Source organism: Nocardiopsis sp. iso_40 (assembly GCF_056173285.1).
In genome coordinates, this window is record NZ_CM149666.1 from 5,628,456 (window position 1) to 5,640,721 (window position 12,266).

Below are 12,266 nucleotides of genomic sequence, written 5' to 3' on the forward strand. Positions count from 1 at the left end.
TTCTTTCGTATGTTGGCTTTCGAGTCACTGTCGGCGGTGGGTCCCGAACGCGAGTCTGGACCCATGTCTTCCAGGACCGTTCCCCAGAACCCCGACCCCGGCGCCGCCGGAGGCGCCTGCCCGGACACCGCCGGGGCTGCTCCACCGGCCTCGGACCGGGGCCGTCGCCCCGCCGCGGGGATCCACCGCGCGTGGGCCGTCGCCCTGGTCGCGGGCATGACCATCGTGGCCGCGGCGGCCTTCGCCGCGATGCCCGGGCTGCTCGTCGACCCCCTGCACACCGAGTACCGGTGGACACGCGGCTCGATCGGTGCGGCCGCCTCGGTCAACATGGTCGTCTACGGCCTGGTCGCCCCGTTCGCGGCGGCGCTGATGGACCGGTTCGGCATCCGCCGGATCGCCCTGGCGGCGCTGACGGCCATCGTCGTCGGGGCCGCCCTGACCACGGTGATGACCGCCTCCTGGCAGCTGACCCTGTACTGGGGGCTGCTCATCGGCGCCGGCACCGGATCGCTGGCGATGACCTTCGCCGCGACCGTCGCGAACAACTGGTTCGTGGAGCGCCGCGGGCTGGTCATCGGCGCGCTGACCGGGGCGAGCGCCTTCGGGCAGATGGTCTTCCTGCCCGCCCTGGCGTGGATCATCGACCACCAGGGGTGGCGTCCGGCCATCGTGACGCTGGCCCTGACCGCCGCCACGATGGCCGTCCTGGTCGCCCTCGTGCTGCGCGACCACCCCGCCGACGCGGGGCTGCGCCCCTACGGCGCGAGGACGGACGTGCCCAGGCCGAGTGTGGAGCCGGGCGCGGCGCGGCGCACGGTCAGGGTGCTGGTCGCCTCGGTGCGCGACCGCCGGTTCTGGGTGATCGGCGGGACCTTCGCGGTGTGCGGGGCGACCACCAACGGGATCATCTGGACCCACTTCGTGCCCGCCGCCCAGGACCAGGGGATGGCCGTGACCACCGCGGCCGCGCTGGTGTCGGTGATCGGGGTGTTCTCCCTGGCCGGGACCGTCCTGTCGGGCTGGCTCACCGACCGCTTCGATCCGCGCCGCCTGCTGGTCGCCTACTACGTGGGCAGGGCCCTGCTGCTGGCCGCGCTGCCCGCCCTGCTCGGCCCGGACGCCGGGGTCGCGATGGTGGTCTTCGTGGTGGTGTTCGGCCTGCTGGACGTGGCGACCGTGCCGCCCACGGTCCTGCTGTGCCGCCGGGTCTTCGGCGCGGACGGCGCCATCGTCTTCGGGTGGGTCAACGCCCTGCACCAGGTGGGCGCGGGCGCCATGGCGGTCTTCGGCGGTTTCACCCGCGACATGGCCGGGGGTTACGGCCCGGTGTGGCTGATCGCGGCGGTGCTGTGCGGGTTCGCGGCGGCGCTGGCCCTGCGGATCGCCCGTCCCGACGAGGTCCCGGACGGCCCGGAGGGCTCCGGGAGCCCGGACCCGCAGGCGGATTCCGCGGACGACCGGACGGCGGAGGCCTGATCACCGTGACCGGAAACGACACCGGGCGCACCGCGGGCGCGGCCGCCGAGGGCGCCACGCGCCGGGAGAGGAACGGCGCCCGTGCGGGGAAGGCGCCCGGCCGCCCCTCCCTCCCCTTCTCCGCGGTGCTGCTGCTCCTGGCCGCGGCCGTGGCCCACGTCGGGCTGTCCGGGTTCGACCAGAGCCTGCGCGCGGCCCGAGGCGAGGGGGAGCCGGGGGTGTTCACCGCTGTCAGCCTCAGCTGCGTACAGCACCCCGGGCACGAGTCGTGCACCTGCAACGGCACCTTCCTCCCGGAGGCCTCCGGGGACCCGGGTGAGGGTGGACAGGCGCGGAGCGTCTACCTGCACGCCGCCGGCCGGGACACCTGCCGGGAGGGCGGGACGGTCCCCGCGGTCGACGCGGGCGCGGCGAACCGGGTCTACGGGCCGGACGGCTCCAGGGAGTGGCTGTTCTCCCTGTTCCTGGTCGCGGGGCCGCTGGCCGTCGCCGGGGGCGTCGCCCTGGTGTGGGCGCGGTGGGCCCTGTACCGGACCCGGCACGGGTCGGCCCGGTGAGGGAACTCAGGGAGGGAAACGAAGACGGAGCAGCCAGGACGCCGGGGTAAGCGTCACTATCCTGGCAGCATGCCCGAAGACCGTCGACGGACCCCGCTGAGCAGCGAGACCGCCCAGCGGGTGGTCGACCTCATCGCCCCGACGATCAGCCACAACATCAACGTGATGGACGAGCACGGCACGATCATCGCCTGCCTGGACCCCGCCCGGGTCGGCACCCTGCACCACGGGGCCCAGCGGGTCATCGCCGAACGCCGCGCCGTGCTCGTGACCGAGCCCGGGCCGGGCACCTCGGACCGGCCCGGCGCCAACGAGCCGCTGCTGATCGACGGTGAACTGCGCGGGGTCGTCGGGGTCACCGGCGAGCCCCGGCAGGTCGAGGACCTCGCCAGGGTCGTCGCGCTGACCGTCCAACTCCTCATCACCCAGGAACACGAACAGGACGCGGTCAGCAGGCGGCACACCGAGGCCCGAGACCTGATCGCCGCACTGGGCGCGGGGACCACGCGGCCCGGCGACGCTCGGGCCCGGCTGGCCGCCGCGGGTCTGCGGCCCCCGTGGTCCCTGGCCCTGTGGACGGCGCGGGCGCCCCGGCCCGGCGGCTCGGCGGCCCCTCCCCCCGCGGCGGAGTCCGCCGCCGCCAGGGTGAACGGCGACGGCGGGCGGCGGGCGGCGGTCCTGCACGGCGCCCTCTGGCTCCTCGGTTCCGGCCGGGTCCCCGGTACGGAGGCCCTGGGCCTGCCTGCGGGGTGCCGGCACACCAGCACCCCGGGGACCGAGGACGTGGAAACACTGATGGCCCACGCGGAGGAGTCGCGGGCCCTGTGCCGTTACCCGGGGCTGCTCCCCGGTGCCGGGGACCCGGGGCCGTGGTCCCGGGAGGTCGCCGTGGCCGTGGCCCACCTCCCGCGCCGGACCCTCGACCGGATGGCGGCCCGGACCGCACCGCTCAGTACGGCCCAACGGCGGACCGTGACCGCGATGGCCTCGGCCGGTTCCATGCGCGAGGCCGCCGACACCGTCTTCGTGCACCGCAACACCCTGCTCCAGCGCGTGGACCGGATCCGGGTCGTGACCGGGCTGGACATCCGGCGCCCGGACCACCTGACCACGGTGCACATGTGTCTGTACGCCGAAGCCGCCCTGGGCTTTTCGCACATATCCCCGGAGTGAAACCGCAGGAAGACTGGGCAGCACACCGTCGAAACGCACCGGTCCGGGTTCTATGCTCTCGCCCATGTCCAACGTTTCGCAGGAACACACCGGGGCCCCCGGCGGCCCTCCGCCCGTCCGTGTCGCGGTGATCCCGGACTCGTTCAAGGGGAGCGCGTCCGCGGTCGAGGTCGCGGAGGCGATGGCCCGCGGTGTCCGTGAGGCCTACGGCGAGCGGGGGGTCCCCGTGTCCGTCCGCACCCTGCCGTTCGCCGACGGCGGCGAGGGCACCCTGGACGCCCTGCTCGGCGCCTGGGGGACGGAACCGCTCACGGTGGAGACCACCGACGCCCTCGGCCGCCCTACCCGAGCCCGGTTCGGGGTGTCCCCCGACGGCCGCACCGGTGTCATCGAGGCCGCCGAGGCCAACGGGCTGCCCGCCGTCGCCGACGTCCCGCTCCAGCCGCGCGCCGCGAGCAGCCGGGGTGTGGGCCCTCTCGTGACCGAACTCCTCGACGCGGGGGTCGAGGAGATCCTGCTCTGCATCGGGGGGTCCGCCTCCACCGACGGCGGCACCGGCGTGCTGAGCGCGCTCGGTGCGCGCTTCCTCGACGCCGACGGGACCGAACTCCCCGACGGGGGCGGGCGCCTGCGCGAGCTGGCCGCCCTCGACCTGGAAGCCCTCGACCCGCGTGCCCGTGCCGTCCGCTGGCGGGTGGCCTGCGACGTCACCAACCCGCTGGTCGGCCCCGAGGGCGCCGCCGCCGTCTTCGGCCCGCAGAAGGGCGCGGACCCCGAGGACGTGCGCGTCCTGGACCAGGGGCTGGACAGGCTGGCCGACGTCCTGGCCGAGACCACCGGCGACGACCTGCGGAGCGTTCCCGGTATGGGTGCGGCCGGCGGCATGCCCGTCACCCTGACCGCCCTCCTCGGCGCGGAGGTGCTCCCCGGGTCGCGCATGGTGGCCGACGTCCTGGGCGCCGGGGAGCTCCTGACCGGATCCGACCTCGTCCTCACCGGCGAGGGCAGCTTCGACAGCCAGTCCCTGGGCGGGAAGGTCGTCGACGCGGTGCGCCGCCTCACCCCCGCGCACGTGCCCGTCGTCGTGATCGCCGGAAGCGTGTCGGTGGGCTCCGAGGACCTCCGCCGCTCGGGGGTCACCGCGGCGTTCTCGATCGCCCGGGGCCCCCGGACCCTGGAGCAGATGCAGGAGGAGGCCGTCCCCGCCATCACCTGGACCGCGGCCAACTGCTGCCGCCTCCTCGCGCAGCGGGGGACCCCGGCGGGCTGAGGCGCCCCGGACGGGGGACCGGCGTCGGTGCCGTGCCCGGCGGACGGGGGCGACACCGACGGATACGGGCCCCGGGTCAGGGCCTGCGTGCGGCCTGGCGGGTCCGGCGGAGGCAGTCGACGGCGTCCCACACGGCCACGGCGATCACCACCGCCGCGAGCGGGGCGGCGGGCGCCGACCAGTCGGCGGGGACGCCGAACACCGCACCGAGCCGTTCGGGGAGGTCGGGGGCGAGCAGTTCGTCCCCGAGCAGCAGCCACACGGCGGCGGTCGCCCACGTGGCGCTGGCGAGCACGTTGACCGCCGCGAGCCGCGGGGTCCAGCGGCCGGCGCGCCAGACCGCGACCAGTACGGCGATCTCGGCCGCGAGCACACCGACGAGGAGCGCCTTCCAGGACGGGGCGAGGCCGGGGTCGAGGACCTGGACCTGGGTGGCGGGGTCGGTGACCCCGGCGAACTGCCAGACCAGCACGGCGATCACCAGGGCGATGAGGAACACCTGGACGAGGGTCCCCGCAAGGTTGACCTGGCGCCACGGGGCCTCGGCGGGCAGCTGGTCGGTGCGCCAGGCGGTCAGCGGCCGGTCCCGTTCGGCGGCGGGTCGGGTGCGTTCGACGATCGCGAACACCAGAGTCACCCAGAAGGCGACGTGCACCGTGACCCCGAGCAGGACGCCCACCGCCTCCAGCGCGATGTCGCCGAAGCCCTCGGCCCCGGACACGAGGCCCTCCGCCAGCACCAGGCCGAGGGCGACCGGAACCAGGACAGCCAGGAGGGTCCTGAGCATGCGGACGTACTCGGGGTACAGGGCCGGACCGACCAGGTGGCCGGGGCGCTCCCCGTACTGGCGGGCGAGGACCTCGGGGTCGCCGAGCTCGGTCAGCGCCTCCTCCTCGGCCCGGGCCGGGTCCGCCCCGGCCTCCACCTTGGCGTCGACCGTGTCCTGGATGGAGCCACGCAGTTCACGGGCGATGTCGGGGCCCGTGTCCGCGCCCAGGTGTCGGGTGACGGACCAGACGTACCGGTCGATCAGCGTGGAATCTTTTCTCTCAGCCATCGGCTTCGCCTTCCGTGAGGGCGCGGATCGAGCCGTCGAGGGCGCGCCACTCCCCCGTGAGTCCGTCGAGTAGTTCCGTACCGGCGGCGCTGACCCTGTAGAACTTGCGCGGTCTCGCCTCCTCGGTGTTCCACTCGCTGGTCAGCAGGCCCTGTTTCTCCAGGCGCCGCAGGAGTGGGTAGAGCGTGTTTCCGTCGACCGAGAACCCGGCGCCGTCCAGCGTCTGGAGCAGCGCGTAGCCGTAGTGGGGGCGCCGCAGGATGGCCAGGCAGGCCAGCACGACGGTGCCGCGCCTCAGTTCCTGGAGGTGTCCGGCCAGGAGCCCGTCTTCCTTCATGACTCACACGTTAGTGTGTCTCACACACTATAGTCAAAGACACACCCTGACCTGCCGCGCGTTCTGGAGACCGCCCCGGAGCGGCCGGAGACAGGGCGCGGCCCGGGCCCCCGAGTCGGAGCCCGGGCCGAAACCCTCCGGGGGTCGCCGTCAGCACCCTCAGCCGCCGGAGGGAGCCCCCTCGGCGTCCGCGGAGGGTGCGTAGAGTCCCGCGACCTCTCCCACGGCGCCCCAGGCGTCCTCGGGAGACCCGCCGTCCGCGGCCAGGGCCAGGGCGTCGAGCATCACGTGCCAGCCGGTGGCGAACTCGGCGGCGAGTTCGGGGAGGAGTTCGCCGTGCACGAGCACGAGCCGGGTGCCCCCGGGCACCCCCTCCAGCGTCCAGCGGACGGCCGAGTCGGGCACACCCGGCCAACGCCAGCTGTGCACGAGGACCCCTTCCGCCCCCGGCGGAACGACCTCGCCGACCACCCCGGTGGCGGTGCCCTCGTCACCGAAGTCGAATCTGACCGGACCCCCGACCCGGGGATCGATCGCACAGCCGGGGAGCCACCGCTCCAGCTTCTCGCGCTCCGTGATCCACGCCCACACGCGTTGGGGGGAGTGCGCGAGGACACGCTCGAAGCGGATCCGGAACTCCCCGTCCGAGCCGACGCCGAGCGTGCCGCGCAGGGGGTGCGGGTTCGTCATGACTCTCCTTCGTCCATCGCCTGTTCCAGTGCGTCGAGCGCACTGCTCCACCGCCCGCGCTGGGCTTCGAGCCAGTCGCCCACCTCGTCCAACGCGGCCGGGTCGACCGAGTAGAGCCGCTGGCGGCCCTCGCTGCGCACCCGCAGCACCCCGGCCTCGACGAGGACCCGCAGGTGCTGCGAGACCGCGGGGCGGCTGATGTCGAACCCGGCCGCGATCCCGCCGGCGGAGAGCTCCCCCGCCGCGAGGACCTCGACCACGCGCCGACGGTTCGGCTCTCCGATCGCCTCCATGACATCCACGAAAATATGTAAGCATTCACTTACACATTAGGTCAAGGGGCGCCCGCGCACCGGGGTTGCCGACGGGGCTCCGACCGATGGGGACCGGCCTCTTCGGCGGGGCCCTCCCCTGCGCTCTCCTCTACGGGACCCTCGTCCGTGGCGTCCAGACGGGTGCGGCGCAGCAGCCAGATCACGGCCAGGCCCACCGGGGCCAGCACGGCCGCACCGAAGCCGTACCCGGCCTGCACCGCCGTGGTGAAGGCCGCGAAGGCGGCGTCCACAAGCTGCTCGCCCTGGGCGGCGGGGAGACCTTCGGCCACCCCGACCGCTCCGCCGACGCTCTCCCCCGCCGCCTCCAGAGCGGGTTCGGAAAGGCCCTCGGTCCCGGCTCCGCCGAGACCCCTCCGGTAGACGACCGCGGTCATGCTGCCCAGGAAGGCCATGCTCAGCGCGGCCCCGAAGCCCCCCGCCACGTCGGACATCGCCGCGGCGGCCCCGGCCCTGCGGACCGGGGCGCTGACCACGATGAGGTTGACGCCGAGGGTGAAGAGCGGCCCCAGCGCCGCGGCCATCACCGTCGCCGCCGCGATCAGGGCCGGGGCGCCGACCTTCCCCAGCATGAGGGCGAGGGCGGCGGCCCCCGCCGAGGCCACGAGCATCCCGCCGCCCATGGTGACGGAGGGCCGGACCCAGCGGGTCAGCACGGGCGCGGCCATCCCGCCGACGATGGAGGCGAGCGCGGGGACGATCATCAGCATGCCCGTCTCGGCGGGCGAGAGCCCGAGGTCGGTCTGGAGGTACTGGACGAGCAGCATGTCCGCGGCACCGTAGGCCAGGAGCATCAGCAGCATGGCGGTGAGGGACACGGAGAAGGCCGGGAGGGCGAACAACCGCATGTCCATGAGGGGGTCGGCCAGCCGGAGCTGCCTGCGGACGAACGCCGCGCCGAGCAGCAGGCCGACGGCGACCGGGGCCAGGTAGGGCCACATCGGACCGCCGGAGGCGGTGGCCCCGCGGTCGGCGATCTCCTGGAGGCCGAAGATCACGGTGATGATCGCCGCCATGGACAGCAGGACGCTGGGCAGGTCCACGCTCCCGTCGGTCTCCTCGCGGTGTCCCGGCAGGAGCGGCGCACTGAACAGGAGGAGCGCGGCGACGGGGACGTTGATCAGGAAGACGCCGCCCCACCAGAAGTGCTCCAGGACGAACCCGCCCAGGGGCGGCCCCAGGGCCATCCCCGCGGAAAAGGCGCTCATGACCACCGCGACGGCCAGGGAGAACTGGCGGGAGTCGGCGAAGACGACCCGGAGCAGCCCCAGGATGCTCGGGGTCATCGAGGCGGCGGCCATCCCCATGAGGGCCCGCATGGCGATGAGGAACTCGGGGGCGGTGGCGAAGGCGGCGGCCAGCGAGGCGAGCCCGTAGACGGCCACCCCGGCCATGAGCAGGCGGCGGCGCCCGATCCTGGAGCCCAGCCAACCCATGGTGAGCACCAGGCTGACCGCGAGGAACTCCCCCACGTGCAGGATCCACAGCATCTGGGTGCTGCCCGGGGCGAGGTCCGCGGTGATCGTGGGCAGGGCCATGAACAGTACGGTCATGTCCGTGGCGGTCATCAACAGGGGCAGTGTCATGACGGCGAGGGCCAACCACTCCCGCCAGGTGGCGCGTCGGGGAGCTCGGGTGCTCACGGCTTCCTCCAGGGTCGGTGTCGTCCGGACGACCGTAAGACCTAAACCAATGTTGAGATCAACCCCGGAGGCTCCGACTCACACCGCGCCGCCCCCTCACGGGCCCGGCCGACCGCCCCTCCGACTGGGGCGCGGAGCCCGCCCGGGAGCGGGCGGGACCGAAGGCGGCTCCGGAAGCCGCAATCCCCGCGCCACAAGGGGTTCCCGGTGCGTTATCGTCCCCGTCATGGGACACTCAGCGACCGCCCCACCCACCCCGGTCACCCCGGCGGGATCATCCCAGGTGGAGACCGCCCTGCTCGTCAGAACCCTCTCCGCACACCTGGCGGTGCCGCTCGCACCGCACGCCTTCAACCTCCCCGACGGGATCAGGGTGGGCGTGGACGGGGCCGACGGGGAACCGCCCCGCATCCTCGTGCAGTGCTCGCCGCTCCAGGGAAGGCTTCGCTCCTCCCACCGGAACAAGCTCATCGCCGACGCCTTCAAACTCTCCTGGCTGCGCGACGCGCACTTCCCGGAGGCGCACACGCTCCTGGCGCTCAGCCCCGGCTTCTCCCCGCTGCTGAACAGGGGCGCCTGGCTGCCCGCCGCGCTGGAGCAGTGCCGTATCTCCGTCGCGCTCGTCCCGGAGGACGGCGCGACGAGCGTGCTCGACACCCCTACGTAGCCCCCGGTTCACCTCCGGGCAACCGCCCCTCCCTAGGCTTGACGGGTCATCGACCCCGCGGGCCGTCAAGGCTCCCCCGCTTCCGCCCGCTCTACGCCGACGTCCCTGGTGTCCCCTACCCCGGAACCGGTGGCCGGAGAGCGCGTGGACCGCGGACCAGCCCCCTCCCCTCACCTCCTACTGAAGCGCTCTTCGTAACGGTGGCCCCACCCTTCACCGGAAGAGCTCTCATGCCCCATGCACACAGATCCCCGCGCCGCCTCCTCGGCGCCTGCGCCTCCCTCACCGCCCTGGCACTGGCGATGAGTGCCTGCGGAACCCGGCAGGAGGAGGACGCGGCCGCAGCGCCCGCGGAGGTGATCGACGCGGAGCGCTGCGCCGCCAACCGGGCGGCCGGAACACTCACCTACATCACCGGCTACGAGTACCAGGCGTCGGTGAGCATCCTGGAGGCGATCGCCGCCGACGCGCTCGGCTACTTCGACGAGGTCTGCCTGGACGTGGAGATCCAGCCCGGGACCGGCGAGACCATGGCCAACTCCGCCCTCGTCTCCTCGGGCCAGGCCCAGTTCACCTCCCTGGGCAACGAGGCGGAGGTGCTCCAGGCCGGGGCGCGCGGCCACGACATCCTGGGCCTGGCCACCTACGGGCACGTGCCCATCGCCACCCTGCTCACCGCCCCCGAGGTGGAGGATCTGAGTGACCTGGAGGGCGCGGTCCTGGGGCACAAGGGCATGCTGCCCGCCCCGCTGGAGGCGATGCTGGTCGCCGAAGGCGTGGACGTCTCGACCCTCCAGCAGGTACAGGTCGGCTACGACCCGAGCGTCCTGCCCGACGGGGAGGTGGACGCCCTGACCGGGTTCCGGTCCAACGAGCCGTACCAACTCGACGGCATGGGGGCTCCGTTCAACCAGTGGCTGCCCGAGGAGTACGGGGTGACCGGTTCCTTCGGGGTGATGGCCACCAGCCCCGGGTTCGCCGAGGAGCACCCCACTGTCGTCGAGGACTACCTCCGGGCCCTCTCGCACGCCTTCGACCACTGCCGGGAGAACGGCGCCGAGTGCGTCGGCTACGCGGCCGAACTGGCAGGCGAGGGGTACGACACCGACCACAACCTGAGGGTGTGGAACACGGAACGGCAACTGGTCACCTCGTTCACCCCTGAGGGCGCGCCCCCGGGCTACATCGACCTGGGCATGACCGAGGCGGAGGGAACGACCCTGGTGGACAACGGGGAGCTCGACTCCCTGCCCGAACTGGAGCCCCTCTTCGACCCGGCCTACCTGGACGCGGTCCACCTCGCCGGCGAGGTGGCGTGGCTCCCGGTGGAGGAGTAGGGGTGCGGAACCGGCCGGGGGCGTTGCCCGGGCAGCGGTTGAGCCCGCCCCCGGCCGGGTAGTGCCAGGTGTGTCCGCGCAGGTCCGGGCGGGTGTTTGCCCCTCGGGGGCCGCCGACGGCCGGGCATGCCACTACCGGGAGGACGAGCGATGGGCGTCAAACGTGGCCGTAGCGGGCTCCGACAGGTCCTGGCCGGGATGGATTTCCCCCAGCCCCGGGACGCGGTCGTGACCGCGGCCCTGGAGGCGGGCGCCGACGAGGAGATCGTGAGCGCCCTGCGGTCAATTCCTGACGCGGAGTACAACGAGGCCAACGAGATCCTGGGCTCGGTGCCGCTGCCCGAGTACGAACCGGGTTCGCACACGGAGTCGGCACAGGCCCGGGAACGGGACCAGTAGGTCCGGAAGAGCCGGCAGCCCGGAGGAGGGCCTCCGGGGCCGGCACGGACCGGGTCAGGCGGGTGTCCTCGCGCGCAGCGGGGCACCCGTCCGGTGCATGTGGGTGAGGGCCTCGGCGTGCGAGCGGACGAAACCCGTCTCGTGGTACGGGACCCCGATCTCCGCGCAGTAGTCGCGCACGATCGGTTGGGCCAGCGCCAGGTGGGGGCTGGGCATGCTCGGGAACAGGTGGTGCTCGATCTGGTAGTTGAGCCCGCCGAGCGCCAGGTCGGTGAAACCGCCGCCGCGGACGTTGCGCGAGGTCAGCACCTGTTTGCGGAGGAAGTCGAGCTTCTCGCCCTTCTTCAGCGTCGGCATGCCCTTGTGGTTGGGCGCGAAGATGCAGCCCAGGTAGACCCCGAACAGGCCCTGTTGGACCGCGATGAACACGACGGCCAGCAGCGGGTCGAGGACGGTGAGGACCGCCCCGAGGTAGAGCACGAAGTGGGCGGCCAGAAGCGCGCCCTCCAGGACCCGGTGCTTGGTGGTGGGCTTGAAGAGTGCCCGCACGCTCCCGTAGTGCAGGTTCAAACCCTCCAACAGGAGGACCGGGTAGAAGAGGAAGGCCTGGTACTTGCCGAAGAACGCCGGTATCCCCCGTGCGGTCCCGGCCTGGCCCTCGGACCACACGAACAGGTCGGCGTTGACGTCCGGGTCGTGCTCCTCGTGGTTGGGGTTGGCGTGGTGGCGGGTGTGCTTGTCCTGCCACCAGCCGTAGCCCAGACCGATACCAAGGTTGCCGACCCCTCGGCCGATGGCCTCGCTGATTCTGCGGCCGTCGAAGATCTGCCGGTGTGCGAGCTCGTGGGAGACCAGCCCCACCTGACCGAAGACGGCGGCCATGAAGACGGCGGTGACGATCTGCCACCACGAGTTCCCGATGAGGAAGAACGCCGCCCACGAACCGGCGAAGGCCAGAGCGATGAGGCTCAGGCGTACGGCGAAGTAGGCGGGAGTGCGTTCCATGAGTCCTGCTGCCTGGATCCGCTGGGACAGCCGGGCGAAGTCGCTGCCCCTTCTGGTTCCCAGGGTCTCGGTGGTGTTGTCGGGCATTACTGCTGCCCCTCCCCGAAGTTGGTGGGGCCCCGAGTCCGGTGGCACCCGTCTCAAGGCTAGGTCCGTCCCGAGGCGGGGACCATGGCGTCCGCACGCCGTGGAACAGGGGTGCCTGCACCCGTGCTTATCGGCGCTCCATGCTTTGCTACCTGCCGGTACCCGGCCCCGCCGCCCGCGAAACGCCGACCCCCGGCAGCCCGCCCCGGCCTGTCCGAGCCCCGGGCCCGGTC

General features: G+C 73.1%; 13 protein-coding genes. 7 read left to right on the top strand and 6 right to left on the bottom strand.

Translation table 11 applies throughout. The features are described 5' to 3' along the window. Positions 1-63: 63 nt before the first annotated feature. From AC0VYD_RS24620 to AC0VYD_RS24635, 4 genes are all read left to right on the top strand, one after another. Positions 64-1,479, top strand: a complete 1,416-nt coding sequence (locus AC0VYD_RS24620; RefSeq protein WP_475477690.1) for an MFS transporter — start codon at positions 64-66, stop codon at positions 1,477-1,479. Positions 1,480-1,484: 5 nt separating this feature from the next. Then, on the top strand, positions 1,485-2,036 hold the full coding sequence (locus AC0VYD_RS24625) for a hypothetical protein (protein ID WP_475477691.1): 552 nt from the start codon (positions 1,485-1,487) through the stop codon (positions 2,034-2,036). Between the two features lie 69 nt (positions 2,037-2,105). Beyond that, the gene (locus AC0VYD_RS24630) at positions 2,106-3,209 is read left to right on the top strand and encodes a sugar diacid recognition domain-containing protein (RefSeq protein WP_475477692.1); all 1,104 of its coding nucleotides are present in this window, start codon (positions 2,106-2,108) and stop codon (positions 3,207-3,209) included. Between the two features lie 64 nt (positions 3,210-3,273). Continuing rightward, a complete protein-coding gene (locus AC0VYD_RS24635) occupies positions 3,274-4,479 on the top strand; it encodes a glycerate kinase (protein ID WP_475477693.1) in 1,206 nt (401 codons plus the stop codon). A gap of 76 nt (positions 4,480-4,555) precedes the next feature. Here the strand turns inward: AC0VYD_RS24635 and AC0VYD_RS24640 are convergent, their stop codons facing one another. From AC0VYD_RS24640 to AC0VYD_RS24660, 5 genes are all read right to left on the bottom strand, one after another. Then, positions 4,556-5,536, bottom strand: a complete 981-nt coding sequence (locus tag AC0VYD_RS24640) for a permease prefix domain 1-containing protein (protein ID WP_475477694.1) — start codon at positions 5,534-5,536, stop codon at positions 4,556-4,558. After that, complete coding sequence (locus tag AC0VYD_RS24645; protein ID WP_191267587.1) at positions 5,529-5,873, bottom strand: PadR family transcriptional regulator; 345 nt, start codon at positions 5,871-5,873, stop codon at positions 5,529-5,531. The genes AC0VYD_RS24640 and AC0VYD_RS24645 overlap by 8 nt, the downstream gene beginning before the upstream one ends. A gap of 159 nt (positions 5,874-6,032) precedes the next feature. Beyond that, positions 6,033-6,563 (bottom strand): SRPBCC domain-containing protein, encoded by a 531-nt coding sequence (locus AC0VYD_RS24650; protein ID WP_475477695.1) that lies wholly within the window; start codon positions 6,561-6,563, stop codon positions 6,033-6,035. Continuing rightward, complete coding sequence (locus AC0VYD_RS24655; protein ID WP_475477696.1) at positions 6,560-6,856, bottom strand: ArsR/SmtB family transcription factor; 297 nt, start codon at positions 6,854-6,856, stop codon at positions 6,560-6,562. Before AC0VYD_RS24655 ends, AC0VYD_RS24650 begins: the two co-directional genes overlap by 4 nt. A 41-nt stretch (positions 6,857-6,897) precedes the next feature. Continuing rightward, positions 6,898-8,538, bottom strand: a complete 1,641-nt coding sequence (locus AC0VYD_RS24660) for an MFS transporter (RefSeq protein ID WP_475477697.1) — start codon at positions 8,536-8,538, stop codon at positions 6,898-6,900. A gap of 226 nt (positions 8,539-8,764) precedes the next feature. On the opposite strand from AC0VYD_RS24660, the gene AC0VYD_RS24665 reads away from it, so the two are divergent. The 3 genes from AC0VYD_RS24665 to AC0VYD_RS24675 all read left to right on the top strand — a co-directional run bounded on the left by AC0VYD_RS24665 (position 8,765) and on the right by AC0VYD_RS24675 (position 10,941). After that, positions 8,765-9,205: a hypothetical protein gene (locus tag AC0VYD_RS24665; protein ID WP_475477698.1), complete on the top strand. Its 441-nt coding sequence runs from the start codon at positions 8,765-8,767 to the stop codon at positions 9,203-9,205. 230 nt (positions 9,206-9,435) lie between these two features. Beyond that, positions 9,436-10,542, top strand: a complete 1,107-nt coding sequence (locus tag AC0VYD_RS24670) for an ABC transporter substrate-binding protein (protein ID WP_475477699.1) — start codon at positions 9,436-9,438, stop codon at positions 10,540-10,542. Between the two features lie 150 nt (positions 10,543-10,692). Continuing rightward, entirely contained in the window at positions 10,693-10,941 is a 249-nt protein-coding gene (locus AC0VYD_RS24675; protein ID WP_475477700.1) for a DUF2795 domain-containing protein, read from the top strand. A gap of 54 nt (positions 10,942-10,995) precedes the next feature. Here the strand turns inward: AC0VYD_RS24675 and AC0VYD_RS24680 are convergent, their stop codons facing one another. After that, positions 10,996-11,946, bottom strand: a complete 951-nt coding sequence (locus tag AC0VYD_RS24680; protein ID WP_475480364.1) for a fatty acid desaturase family protein — start codon at positions 11,944-11,946, stop codon at positions 10,996-10,998. Positions 11,947-12,266 lie beyond the last annotated feature (320 nt).